The following is a 19,952-nucleotide window of genomic DNA, read 5'->3' as shown; positions in this document are numbered from 1 at the left end:
AAGCTGCCCCTGACAGTGGCGGCGCAGCGGACCGAGGAGTGAAGCGGTGGGTCGGTGGAAGCGCTCGCGCCCTGGCGTGTGCGCCGACGCCGCGAGCCTCGACGTGTGCGCCGACGCCGCGAGCCTTCTCGACACCGCCTACCACTCCCCCGCCGCCGCAGCCTTCGCCCAGGAGTACGCCGCATGACCAGCACGCCCGTCCAGGCCGCCCCCGACTACGCCCGGCTCGTCACCGACCGGTTGGAGCCGAAGAACTGGATCATCCTGGTCACCCTGCTCGTGGGCTGGCACGCCGACCGCCTCGCCGGGATCGGCTGGGGCCTGGTCGCCGCGCTGTTCAGCGCCGTGATACCGATCCTGTTCATCAAGTGGGGCGAGCGGAAGGGCCACTGGGGCGACCGCCACGTGCGCCGCCGCCAGGACCGCCTCTACGTCATCCCCGGGATCCTGGTCTCCGTCGCGGTCGGCCTGACCCTCACGTCCTGCCTCGGCGGGCCCAGGGAGCTGACGGCGCTCGTCGTCGCGATGCTCGTCTCGCTCGTCGCCGTCCTCGCCATCACGGTGTGGTGGAAGGTCTCCGTGCACACCGCGGTGTCCGCCGGGGCCACCGCCATCCTCGTCCTGGCCTACGGACCCTGGGCCGTGCTGCTGTGCCCGCTGATCCCCGTCGTCGGCTGGTCGCGCGTGAAGCTGCGCGACCACACCCTCGCCCAGGTCGTGGTCGGCACCTTCGTCGGGGCGATCGTGGGCGGCGGCGCCTTCCAGCTGCTCCGCTAGACCCGCTGGATCCGCTGACCCGCTGACCCGCCGATCCGCTAGGACCTGCCCGTCGAGCCGGCGTCGGCCTCCGCCAGTGGCGCCGCCGCCGGCGGGTCGACCGGTGCCGGCACCGCCAGGCGGCCCCTGGCGACCGCGAGCACGGCCGCGCCCAGGGTCGCCCCGGCGGCGCCGCAGGCCGCCGCGGAGCGCAGTGTCCCGTCGGCCAGGGCCACCCCGCCCACGGCCGCGCCCAGCGCGATGCCGACGCCGATGAAGGTGACCAGCCAGGCGAAGGCCTCGGTGGCGGTTCCCGCCGGTGCCAGCTCGCCGACCAGGCCGAAGGAGACGGTCAGCAGGGGTGCGAAGAACACACCGGTGAGCACCGCGATCAGGCCGGCGCCGGCCGGCCCGGGGACCAGCGCCACCAGCCAGTACGCCCCGGCCATGCCGGTGGCGAGCAGCACCGCCTTGGCCGGGGCCGGCGCCGTCCAGCGGGCCGTGCCCAGCGCGCCGTAGCCGAGCGCCCCGACGAGCGCCCCGAGCGCCGACAGCGCCAGCAGGGTGCCCGCGCCGCCGGCCGGTCGGTACCGCTCCGCGTAGGCCACCGCGAAGACGTTGAACGTGCCGACCGCCACGCCGGACCCGCCGAGCGCGACCAGCAGGAGCAGCAGGCCCTTGCTGCGCAGCGGGCCGAGCCAGTGCGGTGCGGCGGGCAGCGCGGCCGGCGCCCAGTTCCGCGAGGGGGCCGCGGTGGCCATCCCCGCGGAGCCGAGCAGTCCGAGCAGCGCCGCGGCCCACAGGGTGAACCTGGCCGGGGCGCACGCGGCCATCCCCGCCACGACCAACGGACCGGCGATGAAGAGGAGTTCCTGCGCGCCGGCGTCGACCGCGTAGGCCGACTCGACCTCCTCGGCCTCGACCAGGGCCGGCCACAGGGTCCGCAGGCACGGCTCCAGCGGCGGTGCGGCGGCGCCGGCCACCGCCGCACCGGCCACGGCCGCCCAGGGCGTGCCGGGGACGGCGGCCAGCAGGGCGAAGCCCGCCGCCGCCAGGCAGGCGGATGCCAGCAAGGTCCTGGGCTGGCCGGTGCGGTCCACCAGCCGCCCCAGGACCGGCCCGCCGACCGCGCCCGCCGCCGCGAACACGCCCGTGGTCAACCCCACCAGCTGGTAGCCGTAGCCCTCGTGGCGCAGCGTCAGCGCGATGCCGAGGGCGGCCATCGCCCCGGGCAGCCGCCCGACCAGGGAACTGGCCAGCAGCCTCACGACGTGCGGCCTTCGCAGCAGGGCCAGGTACGGCATGCACTCTCCTTCGGTGTGCCCACGGGGCACGGTGGGTTCGGGGGGCCGACCCGCGGATCGGCCCGTCGGTCCGGCGGGCCCGAGCAGCCCGGCAGTCAGGCGGTCAGGCAGCCCAGCGGTCAGGCGGTCAGGCGGTCAGGCGGCACCGGCCCACCGGGTCAGTCCAGCAGCTGGTGGATCAGGTCGGCGACTCCGTCGTGGTCGTTGCTCGGCAGCATGATCCGCGCGGCCTGCCGCACCCGCGGGTCCGCGTTGGCCACGGCGGCGGCCAGGCCCGCCGCGCGCAGCATCGGGAGGTCGTTCGGCATGTCGCCGACCGCCGCGGTCCGCGCGGTGGCCACCGACAGGTGCCGGCCGAGCCAGTGCAGGGCCCGGCCCTTGTCCACCCCCCGTGCGGAGAGCTCCACGAAGCGACCGGTCGAGCGGGTGACCTCCAGGCGGTCGCCGACCAGATCCGCGACCTGCTGTTCGAGCGCGCCCGTCGTCAGATCGGCGTGGATCGCCAGGATCTTGACCACCGGGTCGTCCGGGCGGATCGCGGTCCGCACCGTGCGGACCGGGCGGTGCGGCCAGCAGTCCGGGACGAGCCGCTCGAACCCCTCCTCCAGCACCAGCCCGCCGATCGACTCCAGGCCCAGCACCAGGCCGGGGACCGCGGTCTGCAGCGCGCGGACCACCTCGGTGCACTCCGCCGCCCCGAAGCCCCGGCACAGCAGCAGGGCCCCGCTCTGCGCGTCCACGGTCACCGCGCCGTTGCTGCACACCAGCGGTCCGGTCAGCCCGTGGCGGCGGGTGAACCCCAGCGCGTCGCGCACCGGTCGCCCGGTGACGCAGACCACCGCGAGCCCCGCCTGCCGGGCGTCGGCGAGGGCCGCGAGACTCCCGGGGCTCAGCTGCCCCCGGGAGTCGAGCAGCGTGCCGTCCAGATCCGTGCAGAGGAGTTCAACCCGGTCCACGCGCGGTCTCCACGCCGTGGGGCGGCCGGTCGGCTGCTGCGGTCACCCGGTGATCCTGCGCACCAGGTCGGTCCAGGCCGCCACGATCTCCTCGGCGGCGGCGCCCTGCCGGAACAGGTCCTTGTCCAACGGGCGGCCCTGCGGGTCGCGCAGCCGCATGCAGTCGGGGGAGATCTCGGAGTTGATGACCGGCTGCCCGTCCGGGCCGTCGCCGATGACCAGGCAGAAGTCCCACAGGTCGAGCGGGGCGAGCCAGTCGCGCAGCGCGGCGTTGCAGGCCAGCGCCGTGCGGCGGTACGCCTCGGTGTCGACCCCGGCGGCCCGCAGGTAGTCCTCGCCGATGGGCTGGTCCTCCGGGTCGATGCGGAAGTCGAACTTCACCACCGGCGGCTCGAAGCGGTGCCCCTCGGGGAACAGGCCGGGGTACTTGACGGTGGTGGAGCCCGTCGCGAGGTTCTTGACGATGACCTCGAACGGCGGACCGGGCACGAAGTCGGCGCGGTAGGAGGTGTCGCTCAGGCGCTCCCGGAAGACCGTCCGGATCCCCCGCTCGGCGAGCCGGGCGGCGGCGGCCTGGTAGAAGTCCAGGCGCAGCTTGGCGGTGGCCGGGATGAGCTCGTCGCGGTCGTAGGTGTAGCTGCGCAGGCTGGGGATGATCTCGATGTCGCAGGTGCCGTCCGCCCTGCGCCACAGCCGCTTGCTGCGCCCGACGATGTCCGGGGCGCCCTCGCCGTCGGCGGGCACGGGCGGCTCCTGCACCGGCGGCTCCGCCTTCAGTGCGGCGAATCCCGGCTTGATCACGTCGTTGATCAGGGCCAGCCGCTCGGTGAAGGGCAGGAACGCGGACTTCATCGCGTTGACGGTGAACCACTGCACGTCGTCGAGGGTGTAGCCGAAGGCGGCGCTCAGCTCCTCGAACTCACGGCTCAGGCTGGTCCCGCTCATCAGCCGGTTGTCGGTGTTGACCGTCACCCGGAAGCCGAGCTCGCGCAGCTTCCCGACGGGGTGCTCGCCGTACGAGGCGGCGGCGCCGGTCTGCAGGTTCGAGGTGGGGCACAGCTCCAGCGGGATCCGCCGGTCGCGGACGTAGGAGGCGAGTTCGCCGAGCGCCGCGGTGCCGTCCTCGGCCACCTTGACGTCGTCGATGATGCGCACGCCGTGGCCGAGCCGCTCGGCGCCGCACCACTGCAGGGCCTCCCAGATCGAGGGCAGGCCGAACGCCTCGCCGGCGTGGATGGTGAAGTGGGCGTTCTCCCGCTTCAGGTAGTCGAACGCGGCCTGGTGGCGGGTGGGCGGGAAGCCGGCCTCGGCGCCCGCGATGTCGAACCCGACCACGCCCTCGTGACGGTAACGCACCGTCAGTTCGGCGATCTCCTGCGAGCGGGCCGCATGGCGCATCGCGGTGAGCAGGGCCCCGACCCTGATCGGGTGTCCGGCCTCGGCGGCCCGGCGCTCGCCCTCCCGGAATCCCCCGAGCACCGCCTCCACCACCTGCGCGGGCTCGAGGCCGGCCTCGACGTGCAGCTCGGGGGCGAACTTGACCTCGGCGTAGACGACGCCGTCGGCCGCCAGGTCCTCGGCGCACTCCATCGCGACGCGGAACAGGGCGTCCCGGCTCTGGGTGACGCCGACGGTGTGCCGGAAGGTCTCCAGGTAGCGCTCCAGCGAACCGGAGTCCGCCGCGGCCCGGAACCAGGAACCCAGTTCCTCGGGGTCGGTCGTCGGCAGGTGGCCGTACCCCGACTGCTTCGCCAGCTCGACCACGGTCAGCGGGCGCAGGCCGCCGTCCAGGTGGTCGTGCAGCAGCACCTTCGGTGCGCGGCGCAGCTGCGACGAAAGCGACCGGCTGACACGCGAGTTCGTAAGTGACATGACGAGAGCCTAGGTTCGACGCGCGTAGACATCAAGGGTGGTCCGCGGATCAACGGCACACCGCACGAAGGCGGTTGACGCAGGTCACGACAGCCCTCGGGGCCCGCGGGCGTCGATCCCGCGGGCCCCGGGGGCCTGCCCTCTCGTGCTGCGGCCGTCAGCCGCCCGTGGCAGCGCTGTCGTCGAGCACCAGGCGCAGCGCCAGCACGACGCCGTCCCGCAGCCACACCGACACCTGGGCCGTGCCGACCAGCCGGCGGTGGGCCATGCCCGGCCTGAGCCGGATCCAGACCCACCCGCTGTCGGCGTCCAGCAGCCAGGAGCCCGCGCCCTCGCTCTCCGTGCTGTTCCAGGAGTAGCGCGGCCGGGCGGCCCGCGGGACGACCACGGCCAGTGCGTCGGGCACGTCGTGGAGGTCGACCGCCATGACCCCTCCGTCGCTGTCCAGGGTCAGCCAGGCGAGCCCGCTGAAGGCCAGCAGGTCGACGCCGTCGGCCTGTTCGTCGCCGACCTCCCCCACCGAGAGGGACGACCGCGCGGCGTCCCAGCGCACCGGCGCGGTCACGGCGCCCCGGGCGCCGCCGCCCCCTACCATGACAGGAACTCCACGATGTCCGTCACGCACGCCTCGAACGGCCGCTCGCTCGTGTCGAGGAGGAGCGTGTCGGGCGACAGGGCCGCGTGGGACCGGTACAGCCGCTGGTAGTACTCGTGCTCCTCGAAGTCGCCCGGGTCCTCGCCGCGCTCGGCGAGACGGTCCATGACGACCTTGGTGTCCGCGTGGCACAGCACGGTCGGGCACAGCGGGTACCAGGCCTGCCAGTAGCTCTCGGGCAGCACCGTGAACATCGTGCTCCAGCACCGGTCGAACAGGACCGGGCGCGCCGGGTCGGACTTCTCCAGCACGCGCTCGATGCTCGACCTGGCGAGCGCGTCGGCCTCCGCGAACCGCTCGCCTCCCCACAGCCAGGCGATGTGGTCGCCGAGGCTGTCCGGATAGGGCTTGAGGACCTGCGCTCCGACGCGTTCGGCGACAGCCTGCGCCAGGGTCGACTTCCCGCAGCCGTCGTGGCCGTCCAGGGCGGCGTAGCGGCGTCCCGTGATCATGTCTCTTCTCCTTCGTGTCAACGCCGGCCGTTCGGGTGAAGGTCGGTCAAACGCGCTGCAGCCGCGCCAGTCCGCTCTCCGGCCCCTGCTCCAGCACGGCGGGGCGCACCTCGATCTCGCCCACCGCGAGGTCCGCCGGCATCCGGTCGACCAGGTCGACCACGAGCGAGCCGAACGAGGCGGTGGAGATCTTGCTCGGCGAGGCGTCCCAGTCCCGGTTGGCGATGGCTCCCGGCGAGACGAGCACCGCGCGCACGCCGTTCGCCCGCTCCTCCAGCAGCAGCACCTCGACCAGCGCCTTGAGCGCCGCCTTGGTCGAGCAGTATGCCGCCCCGCCCTCGAAGTACCGGGTCCCGGCGTGGCTGCCGATGAAGACGTACCTGCCGCCCGAGCGGCGCAGCAGGGGCAGCGTGGCCCGGGTCAGCAGCGCGGGGGCGAGGAGGTTGGTGGCCACGCTCGCCGACCAGGACTCCTCGTCGAGGTCCGCGACGGCCCCGAGCCGGCGGACCGCCGCGTTCCAGACGCAGACGTCGAGCCGGTCGGTGCGCCGGTGCACCTCGGCGACGGCCTCGGCCAGCGCCGCCGGGTCCGACAGGTCGCAGGCGACCTCCTCGACCTCCGGGGCGTCACCGGGCGTGCGGTTCAAGGCGATGACGCGGTACCCGGCCGCGTGCAGCGCGAGCGCGATGCCGCGCCCCGCGCCGCGGTTGGCGCCGGTGACCAGGGCGACGCGCTGCCCGCTCACGACCGGCTCCCGCGGGTCGGCTCCGGTGCGCCCGCGGCGCCCGGCACGGCCCCGGCGGCCAGCACGGCGTTGGAGTAGCGGTCGTCGTCGGTGACCTCGGTGCCGAGCCAGCCGGGGAGCACGGCGTCGGTGACCCCCTCGTCGTACTCGACCTCGGCGAGGAGCAGGCCCTGGTGGACACCGCCGAACTCGTCGACCGTCAGCTGGTAGCCGTCCGCTCCGCAGACGTGCCGCACCTTGTCGATCCGGCCCGGCAGGCACATCCGGTCGAGCATCTCGATCGCGTCGGCCACCGGGATGGGGTACTCGTACTCCGGGCGGCTGATGCCGCTGCGGGCCCCCTTGACCGTCAGGTACCCGGCGCGGTCGTCGACCACCCGGATCCGGACGACCCGTTCGAGGTCCCTCGACAGGAAGCCCTGGCGGATCCGGTGGGCCGACACGGCTTCGGCCCGCCAGTCCTCCCCGGTCACCAGGAACTTCCGCTCCCGCTCTGTTCCCATGTCAGTTCCTTTCCGGCCGACCGGCGGTGTGTGAGCGCAGCATCAGGCAGAGGAGCAGCGCGCAGGTTCCCCCGGCCGCCAGGACTCCCCAACTTCCCTCGGGCCCGGCCCTGGCGACCGCTGCGGCACCCATCGCCGGTCCGGCCAGGGTGCCCAGGCTCCAGGCGGAGCCCGAGGTCCCGGTGGCCCGGGCGGCCGCCCCCTGGGCGACCAGCCCGACGATCATGGGGGTCAGGGCGGAGGCGGCCACCACCTCCCCCGCGGCGAAGACCACCGCGAAGCAGACCAGCACGGCCTTGCCGAGCAGCGGCCGACCGTCACCGAGGCCGGCCGCTGCCAGGCCCAGCGCGTAGGCGGCCGTCCAGCACCCGGCCCCCGCGGCGACCGCACCGGCGTCGCTGAACCGGTCCACCCGCGACCGCAGCACGCGCTGCAGCACGACGACGGCGACGGCGTTCACCACGGTCACCGTCGTGACCATGGACAGGCTCTGCCCGGCGAGCCGCCGCAGGACGAGCGGAACGGTGGACTCCAGTTGCACCGCGCCGAAGGCCGACATCAGGAAGGTCACGACCAGCGCGATGCCGAAGGCGCGCGACCACACGCGCGGCCGCCCCGCGCCGGCGCCGCCGTTCTCGGGGTGCTGCTCCCGGGTCCCGCCGCCGTTGCGCCGGACCCAGAGGATCAGCGGGAGGTAGCTCGCGGAGTTGGCCAGGAAGAGGACGGCGGGCGCCACGCGCACGACGAGGAGCCCGGACAGCGCCGCCCCGGCGGCGATCCCGAGGTTGAGCACGGTGTACCGGAAGCCGAAGGTCCGCTTCCGCCGCTCCTCCGGGATGCCCGCCACGATCGTGCCGAACAGGGCGGGGAAGAAGAGCGATCCGCCCACACCGCACAGCACCGCCACCACCATGACCTGCGCCACGGAGGAGGCGAACGCCATCGCCGCCCAGCCCGCGATCTGGCACGAGCCACCGGCGAGCGCCGTCACCGGCGCGCCGAAGCGGGCGGTCAGCGCGCCCCCGACCGGGCCGCAGGCACTGGCGGCCACCGCCAGCGTGCCGTAGAAGAGTGCCACCGCCGGGACCCCGAGCCGCAGGTCCGTGGCGATGTGGATCGCGGTGACCGGGTAGACCAGGCCCGTGCCCGCCGCGGACGCGAAGGTCGCGATCCACAGGGCCCGCAGGGCCACCCGCCGCTCCTGCGACGGCGGGGCGACGGGGGAAGCCGTCCGTGTCATGGCGGGCGCCTAGCGCCTGACCGTGAGCAGGCCGGCCGCGACGAAGTCGTCGAGGTACTCGGCCGCTTCGGCCTCGGTGACCTGTCCGCCGCCCGCGCGCAGGTGCTCCAGGGTCAGCCGCACGGCCTCCTCGCGGGTGCGACCGTGGGCCAGCCCGAGGAGCAGGAGACCCTCCCGGCTGATCTCGGCCGCGTCGCCGCCGCGCAGGTAGACGAGCACGGAGTCGCGCAGCGGGACCGCGCAGGCCGTCGCCTCACGGCCCAGCTCGCCGGCGGCCACCCCCCGCCGCAGCGGATACGTCCGCCCGGTGATCGCCTGGATCAGCAGGTCCTGGCAGACCGCGACCGCGTCCCCGAAGGCCACCGGGTCGGCGGTCGCCGCCGCCGGCGACGGCAGCGCGAGGTCCGCACCGAAGGTCCGCGCCCAGCGGGCCCAGACCCACTTCTGCCCGAGGTAGAGGTCCCCGTGCGCGGCGAGGAGCGCCTCGGCCGCGGAGAGGAAGGCGAGTTGACCGGCCCAGGAGGCGGCTTCGAGGTCGCCGACCGCGTGGAACCCGTGCGCGTCCTCCAGGGCGTTGTGGACCTCGAAGGACATCACCCCGACGACGGTCCGCACCAACTCCGGGAGCGACTGCCGGGCCAGGGACGCGAGCGCCGCGATCGAGCCGTCGTCCAGGACCACCTCGCCCAGCAGGAAGCGCACCAGCGGCGCCAGCGACTTGCGCCCCATCGTGTTCAGGACGCCGAGGTCGTCGCGGTCCGCGCGGTAGTGGGAGGTCTCGGCGATGAGGGCCCGCAGCGATCCGACGCTCTGGTACGCGACGTCGAAGCGCCGTCCGTCGACGAACAACTGCCTGGCGGCGGAGGGCGTACCGTCCGCGACGACGAAGTAGACGTCCACATCCGACATCGGGGTACCCAGTCCGGCGGCGAGGGCACCGCCGATGTAGGCGGCTTCGACACCCTCCGCCCGGGCCAGGGAGAGAACGGCCTCGCGGGCCCGGTCCAGCTCCTCGGGATATCGGGGGAGGAATTCCTTCAGCATCTTCGCCGTCCTTGTCCTGGCGGTTCCTTCGGATTCTGCACATCGTGCACAGAATTCTTCGCACGGCCTTCTTGGGACACTCGGCATCCCGGTGGCCACCGCGCGCGCGTCGATCGGTGCGGGTGCGGTGGCCAGCCACCGCACCCGCACCGGTTCATATCGTCAGGACACGCCGTGAGCGGCCTGAGCCTTGACCATCGCAAGCTTGATACCCATGTCACCTCACCTCTTTCCCTCTCCAGAAGGCGGGCCGGAGTTGTCCCCTTCCGGGATTTTCCGATCGCCCGCCGGGCCGGTTCGAATAAGTTATCCGGATCCGCAGGGGAGCAACAGGTGTTCCGGTGTCAGGCGCCCATGGCCGGACGCTTTTCGGCACTCCGCAGGCTCTTGGCGAACTGATTCCAGGCGCGGCCGTAATCCGCGGCGATTTCCGCCACCAGGTCGACGCAGTGCGGCGGAACCGCCGCGAGCAGTTCCTCCCACTCGGCCGGTTCGATGGCGTTCGCGGTCAGCCGCCGGAGCAGTCCCCGGCCGGCCTCGGAGAACCTCAGCGACGGATCGTTCGCCAGCGCCTGGACGATGGTCCGCCCGTCCCGCTGCGTCGACGCCACCCGCTCCTGCCCCGCGGAGCCGCCGGCGGCCAGCTCCTGGCGCACCCGACGGGCCGTCCCCATCGAGACACCGGTGCGGCGGGCGACCTCCCGCAGGGAGGTCTCCGGATGGCTCGCGATGAGTTCGGCGGCCACCCGCCGCGGCTCGACCGAGCGCAGCGGGCGACTGCGCCCGTCCTGGCCGATCCGCGTGTGCAACTGTGGAATCTCCTCGGCTGCACGCCGCCTGACCACACCGGCCGTCTTCGGCGAGAGGCCCACGGTCTTGGCGACCATGCGGTCCGACCACTCCGGGTGCACCGCCAGGATCCGGGCCGCAGCGGCCTTGCGGTCGCTCAGCGACAACGGCAGGCCGTGCGCGATGTTCTCCTCGACGGCCCGCACGAAGATCTCGTCGTCCGGGCCGTCGACGTAGCTCACCTCGATCCGGGTGTCGCCCCGCAACTCGGCCGCACGCAACCGGTGCATGCCGTCCACGACCACCAGGGTGCTCCGCTGGACGAGGATCGGGGGCAACCGGGCCCCGCACTCCGCGAGCATGCGGACGTGGGCCTCGTCCTCCCCGGCGAGCCGGGGCGAGAGTCCCGGCCGGAGCGCCCCGACGGGCAGGTACTCCGTGCTTCGTACTGTGACGATGTGAGCGACGCTGCTCACATCGTGCGCCGTTTCCTGGGTGATGGGGTCACCTCTTCAGTGCGTAGCGGGCGTCCACGATCTTCCTGGAGCCGGGGGCACCGCTTCAGTCCGATCAGGAGCCGTCAAGACGATCAGGAAAATCTGGGTCGATGGTGGACGAACCCGCACAGCAGGCGAGTTGACGCCGCATCGGACCTGGGCGGTCCCGCCGCGGGCCGCTGCGGTGCGTGCCGCCGCCGCACCGCCTTCCCCCTGCCCCGACCGGGCTCCGCCTGCCCTCGGCCGGGTCGCGCGCGCTCCCCGCACGGCGAGGGAGGGCGGATCGGAGCTGCCCACCCGGACGGTCGGCGCAAACGGTCTGACATGTCCAGAGACTAAGTTCCACGCGCGTAGAGTTCAAGACCGGATATTCACCCCAACGACCCCTGCCATGCCTTGTATTCGAGCGGACGACCCACCCTCGAAGTCGACTCCCCACTCCCCGCGCCGGCGATTGTTACCAAAGAGCGTGAACCGATCTGACGATCCATCCGTTCGCGAGGGCGAAACCTGCGAACTGCGGAACCCCCGACGGCGACCCGGTGCGAGGAACGGGCCTGAACGGCCCTAAATCGGTGCCCGTCCGGCCCGCGCCGGTCTACCGTGCGCGTCATGGACGACACCGACCTTCCGCCGCGGCTGACCCGGCTCACCTTCCACGGCCCGCTCTCCGAGGCCCGCGCCGCCCGGCTGACCGGCAGGCTCAGCCGGGCCACGCCCACCACCGTGCTGGACATCGGCTGCGGCTGGGGCGAACTGATGCTCCGTGTCCTCGAAGCGACCCCCGGTGCCACCGGCCTCGGCGTCGATCTCAACGCCGTGGACCTCGCCCGGGGACGCGACAACGCCCGGGCCCGCGGGCTGGCCGACCGCGTCGAGTTCGCCGAGGAGTCGGCGATCGGCACCGCGCGCGAGCCCGCCGACCTGGTGCTCTGCCTGGGCGCGAGCCAGGCGCTCAGCGACGCCGAAGCGCCGCACCACACCGTCGCGGCGCTGCACGCACTGCGCCGGCTGGTCAGGCCGGGCGGGCGGGTGGTGCTCGGCGAGGGCTTCTGGCAGCGCCCGCCGACCGAGGCCGAACTCGCCGCCATGTGGCCGGGCGCCGCAGCTTCCGAGCACCACGACCTGGCCGGCCTGGTCGACCTCGCCGTCGCCGCCGGGTTCCGGCCCTCGTGGATCGAGACGGCCGATGCCGATGAGTGGGAGGAGTTCGAGTCGGGCTACCAGTGCGACGTGGAGGAGTGGCTGGCCGGCCGCACCGGCCACCCGCTCGCCGCCGAGACCCGGGAGCGGCTGGACCGTCACCGGGCGAGCTGGCTGCGCGGCTACCGAGGAGTGCTGGGCCTGGCCTACCTCACCCTGGTCCCCGTGCTCTGACCGGCCGCGCGACAGGTGACCGCAGCGCTCCCGGCGGGCGTGCACAGCGGGTTGCGCAGTCGGGCTCGCCGGCACCGGTGTGCACCTGGTGGGCAGCGGCTGGCGTTCGTGATGCGGCAGACGGGCTTCCCGGCGCTGCGCGCCCGGCAGGATCCGTCAGAGGGGCCCTGGGCCACCGGTCACGGATGGCCGGTGGCATGACCGGCCGGATGGCCTGTTCGGACTTCCCGCCCGGGCAGCAGCATCGGAGGTGTCCGGTCCACCGTCGCGCGCCGCGGCGGTGGACCACATCCGTCCGTCCATCAGGGAGTCCCATGAGGTCCGTACGTCTGATCGCCGCCGCCGCGAGCCTGACCCTGGCCGCGCTGGCCGGCATCGGCCCGGCGAGCGCCGACGTGCCGAGCGCGGTCGCCATCCTGCAGGCCGGCGCCAAGCAGGGCGTCCTCGACGGGTACCCCGGCGAGATCGGTCTGGTCCGCCAGGGCGACAGCACCACCTACATCCACGAGGGCAACGGCACGGTCACCGGCAGCGTCCCCGCCGACCCGCAGGCACTGTTCCGGATCGGCAGCAACACCAAGGCGTTCGTCTCGACCGTGCTGCTCCAGCTGGAGGCCGAGGGCCGGCTGTCGCTGGACGACTCCGTCGCCAAGTGGCTGCCGAACGCGGTCACTGCCAACGGCTACGACGGTTCGAAGATCACCGTCCGGGAGCTGCTCAACCACACCTCCGGGCTGCCCGACTACCTGCCGCTGGTCGCCCTCACCTGGCGTGCCAATCTCAACCCGAACCAGTCCTTCGCGCCGCAGGACCTGGTGAACCTCGCCCTGAACTCCCGCAAGCCGACCACGGCACCGGGCCAGCAGTGGGCCTACTCCAACACCGGCTACCTGCTCGCGGGCATGGTGATCACCGCCGTCACCGGGAACAGCCCGGCCGACGAGATCCAGAACCGGATCATCACGCCGCTCGACCTCACCCACACCTCGTTCCCCAGCGGCCCGGGCATGTCCGGCACCTACCTGCACGGCTACCAGTACGTCTCGGACTTCCTCCTCCTCGATTCCACGGTCTCCGACGTGCAGATCACCGGCACGGCCGGGGCGATGGTGTCCAACATGGACGACCTGGCCGCCTTCAGCCGGGCGCTGCTCACCGGCAAGCTGCTGCCGCCCGCCCAGGAGGCCGAGCTCAAGACCGGGGTGCCCACCGACAACACCGGCACCTCCTACTACGGCCTCGGCATCGTCCACAGCCAGATGCCCTGCGGCACATGGGCCTGGTCGCACAACGGCTCCGTCCTCGGCTACTTCAGTACCTGGGCCAGCAACGACGACGGCACCAAGCAGGTGGTGCTCGTCAACAACGAGTACCACCTGGCCCAGGGCACCACCGGCCAGCGCGACACCGGCACGGCCCTGATGAACGCCTACTGCGCGCTCTGAGGCGCGGCAGCCCCACGCCGACCCCACGCGCTTCGGCGCCCGGCCACGACAGACCCGCGGCCGGGCGCCGAGGCGCGTGTCAGTCCGCCAGCGGCTCGTCGGCCAGGTACGGCGGGGCCGGCTCGTACTGGATGTAGCGGCGCACGGCGCGGGCGTGGTCGCGGCCGTGCAGGCGGCCGATCAGCCACAGCGCGAGGTCGATGCCCGCCGAGACGCCCTGGCTGGTGGCGAGCCGACCGTCGATCACGTACCGGGCGTCGCGCACCACCGTGATGTCGCCGCGCGCCTGGAGGGTGTCCTCGAAGGCGTGGTGGGTGGCCACCCGGCGGCCCCGGGCCGGGCCGGCCTCGTGCAGCAGCAGCGCGCCGGTGCAGACGCCGGCGGTCCAGGCGGCCTGGGCGTCGGCCTTGCGGATCCACTCGAGGAGCACCGGGTTGGCCACCTCGGTGCGGGTGCCCTGGCCGCCGGGGACCAGCAGCAGGTCCAGCGGCGGGTGGTCGTCGAAGGTGTGGTCGGGCAGTACCCGCATGCCCTTGCTGCAGCGCACCGGGCCGGGGCGCTCGGCGATCAGCACGGCCCGGTCGGTGTGCCCGGCCTCGGCGCGGAGCATGGCGGAGGCGGTGAACACCTCCCAGGGGCCGACGAAGTCGAGCTCCTCGGCACGGTCGAACAGCAGCAGTCCATAGGTCGTCATGTCGCGCTCCCTCGAAGCTCGGGGACGGGGGCTGGATCGGGGACGGGCACCGGGCCGGGGACGGGCACGGGGTCGGGGTTGATGGTGCGGAAGCGGTCGCGGTAGTCGGAGGGCGTCACGCCGACCTGCCGGTGGAAGGAGCGGCGCAGCGTCTCCGCGGTGCCGAAGCCGTACCGGCGGGCGATCGCCTCCAGCGGGTCGTCGCCCTCGGCGAGCGCCCGGCGGGCCGCCTCCACCCGCACCCGCTCCACGTAGCCGGCCGGCGGGGCGCCGAGCTCGGCGGTGAAGCGGCGCTGCAGGTGACGGGGGCTCAGCCCGGCCTGGGCGGCCAGGTCGGCGACGGCGTGCCGGGCGCCGGGGTCGGCGTGGATCGCGGCCACCGCGGTGCGGATCGGATCGCTGGACGGCTGACGGGACCAGAGCGGCACGCTGAACTGCGACTGGCTGCCGGGGCGGCGCAGGAAGAGCACCAGCTCCTGGGCGACGGCGTGGGCCACCGCCCGGCCGAGGTCGTCCTCCACCAGGGCGAGCGCCAGGTCCATCCCGGCGGTCACCCCGGCCGAGGTCCACACCCGCCCGTCCCGCACGAAGATCGGATCGCAGTCCACCTGCAACCCGGGGTGCTCGCGGGCGAGTTGCTCACCGCGCGACCAGTGCGTGGTGACCCGGCAGCCGTCGTCGACCAGGCCGGCGGCGGCCAGCAGGAAGACCCCGCTGCAGACGGACGTCACCCGGCGGGCGTCCGCGCCGGCGGCGGCGACCCAGTCGACCAGCGCCCGCTGGTGCCGGGCCCGGTCGACGCCCGCGCCGCCCACCGCCACCAGGGTGTCGGTGCCCCGCGGATCGAGGTCCGCCACGCCGTACTCGGCGTGCACCGGCAGGCCGCCGGCCGAGCGCACCGGCCCGGCGGCGGGCGCCACCACCTGGCACTCGAAGCCGCCCGACTGGCGGCCCGCGTGCTGGAACACCTCGTACGGACCGACCAGGTCGAGCGGCTGGAAGCCGTCGAAGATCACGAAGACGATGCGGGATTTGGCCACGCCCTCAGCCTGCGCCCGCGCCGATCGTGGCGTCAACGACACGCATCCCACGAATCGCGCCATCCACCCGGAGGGGCGCACGGCACGGCGCCGGGCCGGGGCCGGCGGGGTGTCAGTAGATCCAGCTGCGCTGCTCGCCCGGGGCCACCTCGGCGGCGATGTCGTCCGCGAGCACGGCGATCGCCCGCCGGCCCTCGATCCGGCGCAGCCAGTCCGGCGGCAGGCACACGTCGCCGTACTGGGCGCCGAGCAGGTTGCCGCAGATCGAGCCGGTGGAGTCGCTGTCGCCCGAGTGGTTGACCGAGAGCAGGAAGGCCGCCTCGATCGGGGTGCGCGGCGGGCTCGGGTGGCAGTGGGTGCCCTGCTGGTCGACGTAGAAGGTCTGATGCCGGGTCGGCGCGAGCGCGGCGTAGACCGCGATGGCCAGGGCCTCCTCGGCGACCCAGCCGGCGCCCAGCGTCTGCAGCTTCTCCGCGGTCGCCTCGCCGCCCTCGGTGGCCAGCTCGTAGGCCGCGCGCAGGGCGGCGGTGGTCTCCTGGTGGCCGGGATAGCGGGCGAGCAGGTCCAGGGCGAGCAGCACGGCGGCGGCCAGCGGCACACCGTCGAGCAGGTGGTGGATCAGGGCGGCGAAGGCGCCGGCGGCGTAGTAGCCGGTGGGGTGGCCGTGGGTGATCTGGGCGCAGTGCGCCGCGGCTTCGAAGGCGGCCTTGGCGTCCCGGTCGGTGAAGCCGAAGGGGGCGGAGCGCATGACCGTGCCGCAGCCCTTGGAGTGCGGGTTCACCGGTCCGGGCCGCCCGTCGAGCGGATCGCCCAGGCGGGGGACGTGGGTCTGCCGCAGGCCGGACAGGCAGGCGTTGCCGGGCGCCCGACGGGCGTACAGCCACTGCTCCTCGCGCAGCCATCCGGTGCGGTGGCGCAGCCCCTGGTGCGGCGGCGGCGACGGCTCGGTCTGGGTCTCCAGCCAGCACAGGTAGGCGTCGCGCAGGATCGTCGTCTCCGCGCCGCCGATGCCCTTCGCCTTGGCGCGGGCGTAGCCGCTCAGCCAGCCGGAGGCGGTGAAGAGCGTCATCTGGGTGTCGTCGGTGACCCGGCCGATCACCCCCTCGCCGTCGGCGACCGGACCGGTGACGCCGTGCTCGCCGTACTTGGCCCGGATCTCCGGCAGGGACAGGAACTCGATCGGGTTGCCCAGGGCGTCCCCGATCGCGCCGCCGAGCAGGCAGCCACGCAGCCGCGCACGGTAGGCGGTCAGTTCGTTCCACGAGCGCTGCTTCACGCTGACAGATCCCCCTCGGGTCGTTCTCCGGCATTCCCGGCGCAGTGCAGCATTCCAGCACACTCCTCGAACGGACGGACGTGCTGCTCCGTCCGGCTGGTCGCCCGCCCGTCGCGGTACCCGGGCCGCGCTGCGGGGGAACACCTGGCGAGTTCCCCCGCAGCCGCCCGCAGCCCGAAGGAGCAGCCCCCTCGATGGCGCCCGATCGGCACGGTGTGCGCGCGCGGGTCTCCTCCTGGTCACGGTCGACGCGTGACTACTGCGGGCGCACGATCAGCGATGCCGAACGGCGGATGCCGGTGCTGACCACCCTGACGGGGCGTCTGATCGCCGCCCGCATCATGGAGTCCGGCACCCGGCTGGCCGCGCAGATCTTCCTGACCGCCGTCCCGCTGCTCTTCGTCGTCGCCGCCACGGCGCCCAACACCGTGCGCACCAACCTGGTGCACTCCGTGCGCACCGTCTTCGGCCTCACCGGCGCGGGCGCCGAACAGCTCCAGGCGCTCTACGCGACCGAGGGCGGCAACCTGCGCGAGACCACCAGCGTGATCGGCACCATCATGGTGCTGCTCTCCGCGACCGGCTCCAGCCGCGCGCTGGCGCGGATCTGCCAGCGTGCCTGGGACCTGGGGCCGTCGCCCACCCGGGTCGCGATCTGGCGGTGGTTCGCCTGGATCATCACCTGGCTCGTGGTCCTGGTCCTGCAGGGTCCGGTGCGCAACGGCTTCGGGGCCGGGCTCTGGGTGGGGGTGCCGCTGAGCTTCCTGAGCAGCGTGTGCCTCTGGTGGTGGACCCAGCGCCTGCTGCTGGCCGGCCGGGTGCCCTGGCTGCCCCTGCTGCCCGCGGCGGTGCTCACCGCGGCGGCGACCGCCGCGCTGTCGATCACCGCCCACCTCTACATCCCGCGCGCGCTCAACCGGAGCCTGGCCGCGTACGGGGCGCTCGGGTCGATCTTCACCCTGCTGTCCTGGCTGGTCGCCGTCTGCGCCGTGCTCACGGGCGCGCTGACCATCGGCGCCACCCTCGCCAAGGAGACCTTCCTGGCGCGCTACCTCGGCACCCCCGAGGACGACCCGCGGGAGCGGCCACCGCCGGTGGACCCGGCGGACGAGTAGCCGGCCCATCCGAGGGGGGAGGAACGGAGACCTGAGATGGCGACAGCCGATCCCACCGACGGCAATCCCCCCGGGGGCGAGCCCGCCGACGGCGAGCGCACCGACGCCGAGCGGGCCGGGCCGGCGGCGCGGCGCACCCGGGCGGCCTTCGCCGGGCTGCTGCTGGTGCTCGCGGCGCTGCTGACCCCGCTGAGCGTGGTCGCGGTCTGGGCCGCGAGCCTGGCCGAGGACACCGACCGCTACGTGGCCACCGTCGCACCGCTGGCCGGCGACCCGGCGGTGCAGAACGCGGTGGCCGACCGGATCGCCACCGCCGTCACCCAGAACCTGAGCGTCAACTCGCTGATCCAGCAGGTGGCGCCCTCCGACCAGTCCGTGCTGGGCGGGCTGCTCGGGCAGCTGAGCGGCTCGATCGACAGCGCGCTGCAGAGCCTGGTGCGCGGCGCGGCCCAGAACGTGGTCTCCAGCCCCGCCTTCGCGAGCTTCTGGGTGCAGGCCAACCGCACGGTGCACGACCAGTTCACCAAGGCGCTCACCGGCCAGGGCGGCGGCGCGGTGCAGCTGACCGACAACGCGGTGACCATCGACCTGGCCCCGCTCATCGGCCAGCTCAAGCAGCAGCTGGTGGACTCCGGGGCGAGCGTGGCGAACGCGATCCCCACCATCCACGTCCAGTACACCGTGCTCGACTCCTCCCAGGTCGGGTCGGTCCGCACCGGGATCCGCCTGCTGGAGCTGGCGGGCACCTGGCTGCCGGTGGCCGCGGTGCTGTTCGCCGTCGTCGGCCTGCTGCTCGCCCGGCACCGGCGCACGGCGCTGATCGCCCTCGCGCTCGGCGCCACCGCGGCCACCGTCGCGCTCGGGATCGGCCTGAGCGTCTTCCGGGTGCTCTACCTGGACGCGCTGCCCGCCTCCGTCTCCCAGCCCGCGGCGGGCGCGGTCTACGACGCGCTGGTGCGACTGCTGCGGGTGAGCGTACGGACGTACGTGGTGCTCGGGCTCGCGGTGGCCCTCGGGGCCTGGCTGAGCGGCCCGAACCGCCGGGCCCGGCAGCTGCGCGAGATCTGGCGGGCCGGTCCGCACGCGGCACGCGCGGCGGCCGGGCGGGCCGGGCTGCACACCGGGCCGGTCGGGCCCTGGGTGCACCGGTCCAAGCGGGTGCTGGAGTGGGCGGTGGTCGGCGCGGCCGGGCTCACCCTGGTGCTCTGGCCCTACCCCACCGGCTGGGTCGTGGTGGTGCTGGGGCTCGCGGTGGTCTTCGTGCTCACCCTGATCGAGCTGCTGGACGTGGTCGAGGAGGAGGCGACCCGACCGGCCGGACCGCCGGCCGCCGGCCCCTGAGCGCCGACCGGACGCCGACGCCCGGGTCCGGCCGGGCGCCGGTTGGAGCAGCGCGGGTGGCCGCCTGCTCGGGCCACGGGTGACGGTGGGTCATGACGGCGCGGGAGCGGTTCCCGGCCAGTGAGTAGGGCGGAACCTTGAACAGAAGCCACGCAGGGAACTCCACACGCCACACGACGGCCGGCCGCCTGACGGCCGCGACGGCGCTGGTGCTGACGGCCGGCGCCGTCGCCGGGCTGGCGGCGTGCAGCAGCTCCTCCAAGACCTCCTCCGGCGGCGCCACCAGCGCCACCCCGTTCTCCCCGGCGACGGCCTCCTTCTCCGGCTCGGTGCCCTCCGGGGTCTCCTCGCTCGCCTCCTCCGCACAGGCCGCGGTCTCCTCGGTCTCGGCCGCCGCCGCCTCCTTCGAGGCCTCGGTCTCCGCGGCCGGGGCCAAGGCGCAGGCCTCGGCCTCGGCCGCGCTCGCCGACGTCACGGGCACCGGCAACGCGGTGGGCGACGTGACCCTGACGGGGGTGCCCAAGGCCACCTCGGGCGGGCTGAACGCGGTGGTCGTGACCATCACCAACAGCACTTCCAGCGCGGCGAACTACGCCGTGCGGATCGACTTCCTGGACGCCTCGGGCGCCAAGGTGGACAGCACCGTGGTGGGCGTCCAGCACCTGGCCGCCGGTCAGAAGGCGCAGCCGGTGGCGTTCAGCACCAAGGACACGGACGTCGCGCTGAGCGCGAAGGTCACGACGGCGCAGCGCTACTGAGGGCGGGTACCCCGCGGGTCGGCCCCACCGCGACGAACGGTGGGGCCCGACCCGTGTCACGCGGTCCTCCGGCAGTGGTGCAGGTGCCGGGGG

Annotated in this window: 20 protein-coding genes and 1 pseudogene; 7 read left to right on the top strand and 14 right to left on the bottom strand. The window is 73.9% G+C overall.

Going from position 1 to position 19,952, the window contains the following annotated elements; all coding sequences use genetic code 11:
• Window positions 1-46 precede the first annotated feature (46 nt).
• Together OG294_RS34405 and OG294_RS34400 are read left to right on the top strand one after the other, a co-directional pair.
• A complete protein-coding gene (locus OG294_RS34405; RefSeq protein ID WP_327070470.1) occupies window positions 47-187 on the top strand; it encodes a hypothetical protein in 141 nt (46 codons plus the stop codon).
• The gene (locus OG294_RS34400) at window positions 184-777 is read left to right on the top strand and encodes a hypothetical protein (protein ID WP_327070469.1); all 594 of its coding nucleotides are present in this window, start codon (window positions 184-186) and stop codon (window positions 775-777) included. Before OG294_RS34405 ends, OG294_RS34400 begins: the two co-directional genes overlap by 4 nt.
• Before the next feature lie 38 nt (window positions 778-815).
• Here the strand turns inward: OG294_RS34400 and OG294_RS34395 are convergent, their stop codons facing one another.
• The 11 genes and pseudogenes from OG294_RS34395 to OG294_RS34345 all read right to left on the bottom strand — a co-directional run bounded on the left by OG294_RS34395 (window position 816) and on the right by OG294_RS34345 (window position 10,792).
• Window positions 816-2,060: an MFS transporter gene (locus tag OG294_RS34395; RefSeq protein WP_327070468.1), complete on the bottom strand. Its 1,245-nt coding sequence runs from the start codon at window positions 2,058-2,060 to the stop codon at window positions 816-818.
• Between the two features lie 158 nt (window positions 2,061-2,218).
• Window positions 2,219-3,016, bottom strand: coding sequence for an HAD hydrolase family protein (locus tag OG294_RS34390; protein WP_327070467.1), 798 nt, complete (start codon window positions 3,014-3,016; stop codon window positions 2,219-2,221).
• Between the two features lie 42 nt (window positions 3,017-3,058).
• On the bottom strand, window positions 3,059-3,760 hold the full coding sequence (locus OG294_RS34385; RefSeq protein ID WP_327071776.1) for a phosphoribosylaminoimidazolesuccinocarboxamide synthase: 702 nt from the start codon (window positions 3,758-3,760) through the stop codon (window positions 3,059-3,061).
• A gap of 21 nt (window positions 3,761-3,781) precedes the next feature.
• Window positions 3,782-4,888: pseudogene (locus OG294_RS34380) on the bottom strand (adenosine deaminase); the annotation flags it as partial.
• Between the two features lie 157 nt (window positions 4,889-5,045).
• Window positions 5,046-5,483: a hypothetical protein gene (locus OG294_RS34375; RefSeq protein ID WP_327070466.1), complete on the bottom strand. Its 438-nt coding sequence runs from the start codon at window positions 5,481-5,483 to the stop codon at window positions 5,046-5,048.
• Window positions 5,477-5,995 carry an AAA family ATPase gene (locus OG294_RS34370; RefSeq protein WP_327070465.1) on the bottom strand — a complete coding sequence of 173 codons (519 nt, stop codon included), beginning with the start codon at window positions 5,993-5,995 and terminating at the stop codon, window positions 5,477-5,479. The genes OG294_RS34375 and OG294_RS34370 overlap by 7 nt, the downstream gene beginning before the upstream one ends.
• A 46-nt stretch (window positions 5,996-6,041) precedes the next feature.
• Complete coding sequence (locus OG294_RS34365) at window positions 6,042-6,740, bottom strand: SDR family oxidoreductase (protein WP_327070464.1); 699 nt, start codon at window positions 6,738-6,740, stop codon at window positions 6,042-6,044.
• Entirely contained in the window at window positions 6,737-7,243 is a 507-nt protein-coding gene (locus OG294_RS34360; RefSeq protein ID WP_327070463.1) for a CYTH domain-containing protein, read from the bottom strand. The genes OG294_RS34365 and OG294_RS34360 overlap by 4 nt, the downstream gene beginning before the upstream one ends.
• Window position 7,244: 1 nt before the next feature.
• A complete protein-coding gene (locus OG294_RS34355) occupies window positions 7,245-8,483 on the bottom strand; it encodes an MFS transporter (protein ID WP_327070462.1) in 1,239 nt (412 codons plus the stop codon).
• A 9-nt stretch (window positions 8,484-8,492) separates the two neighbouring features.
• On the bottom strand, window positions 8,493-9,527 hold the full coding sequence (locus tag OG294_RS34350; protein ID WP_327070461.1) for a hypothetical protein: 1,035 nt from the start codon (window positions 9,525-9,527) through the stop codon (window positions 8,493-8,495).
• A gap of 344 nt (window positions 9,528-9,871) precedes the next feature.
• Window positions 9,872-10,792 carry a ParB/RepB/Spo0J family partition protein gene (locus tag OG294_RS34345; protein WP_327070460.1) on the bottom strand — a complete coding sequence of 307 codons (921 nt, stop codon included), beginning with the start codon at window positions 10,790-10,792 and terminating at the stop codon, window positions 9,872-9,874.
• 633 nt (window positions 10,793-11,425) lie between these two features.
• Between OG294_RS34345 and OG294_RS34340 the strand changes: the two genes are divergently transcribed.
• Window positions 11,426-12,190: an SAM-dependent methyltransferase gene (locus OG294_RS34340; RefSeq protein ID WP_327070459.1), complete on the top strand. Its 765-nt coding sequence runs from the start codon at window positions 11,426-11,428 to the stop codon at window positions 12,188-12,190.
• 314 nt (window positions 12,191-12,504) lie between these two features.
• Complete coding sequence (locus OG294_RS34335; protein ID WP_327070458.1) at window positions 12,505-13,635, top strand: serine hydrolase domain-containing protein; 1,131 nt, start codon at window positions 12,505-12,507, stop codon at window positions 13,633-13,635.
• Window positions 13,636-13,714: 79 nt separating this feature from the next.
• On the opposite strand, the gene OG294_RS34330 is transcribed toward OG294_RS34335, so the two are convergent.
• From OG294_RS34330 to OG294_RS34320, 3 genes are all read right to left on the bottom strand, one after another.
• Window positions 13,715-14,329 carry a DJ-1/PfpI family protein gene (locus OG294_RS34330; RefSeq protein WP_327070457.1) on the bottom strand — a complete coding sequence of 205 codons (615 nt, stop codon included), beginning with the start codon at window positions 14,327-14,329 and terminating at the stop codon, window positions 13,715-13,717.
• Window positions 14,326-15,369, bottom strand: a complete 1,044-nt coding sequence (locus OG294_RS34325; RefSeq protein WP_327070456.1) for a GlxA family transcriptional regulator — start codon at window positions 15,367-15,369, stop codon at window positions 14,326-14,328. The genes OG294_RS34330 and OG294_RS34325 overlap by 4 nt, the downstream gene beginning before the upstream one ends.
• A gap of 112 nt (window positions 15,370-15,481) precedes the next feature.
• Window positions 15,482-16,645 carry an ADP-ribosylglycohydrolase family protein gene (locus OG294_RS34320; RefSeq protein WP_327070455.1) on the bottom strand — a complete coding sequence of 388 codons (1,164 nt, stop codon included), beginning with the start codon at window positions 16,643-16,645 and terminating at the stop codon, window positions 15,482-15,484.
• Between the two features lie 194 nt (window positions 16,646-16,839).
• On the opposite strand from OG294_RS34320, the gene OG294_RS34315 reads away from it, so the two are divergent.
• The 3 genes from OG294_RS34315 to OG294_RS34305 all read left to right on the top strand — a co-directional run bounded on the left by OG294_RS34315 (window position 16,840) and on the right by OG294_RS34305 (window position 19,859).
• A complete protein-coding gene (locus OG294_RS34315; protein WP_327070454.1) occupies window positions 16,840-17,760 on the top strand; it encodes a YhjD/YihY/BrkB family envelope integrity protein in 921 nt (306 codons plus the stop codon).
• A 36-nt stretch (window positions 17,761-17,796) separates the two neighbouring features.
• Window positions 17,797-19,101, top strand: coding sequence for a hypothetical protein (locus tag OG294_RS34310; RefSeq protein ID WP_327070453.1), 1,305 nt, complete (start codon window positions 17,797-17,799; stop codon window positions 19,099-19,101).
• Window positions 19,102-19,238: 137 nt separating this feature from the next.
• Window positions 19,239-19,859 carry an FxLYD domain-containing protein gene (locus OG294_RS34305; RefSeq protein ID WP_327070452.1) on the top strand — a complete coding sequence of 207 codons (621 nt, stop codon included), beginning with the start codon at window positions 19,239-19,241 and terminating at the stop codon, window positions 19,857-19,859.
• The last annotated feature ends 93 nt before the right edge of the window (window positions 19,860-19,952 follow it).

The sequence above is a fragment of the Kitasatospora sp. NBC_01302 genome (assembly GCF_035976515.1).
Taxonomy (GTDB): Bacteria; Actinomycetota; Actinomycetes; order Streptomycetales; family Streptomycetaceae; genus Kitasatospora.
The sequence above is the reverse complement of the archived record's forward strand: the minus strand, read 5'-3'. Positions and strand labels throughout refer to the sequence as shown.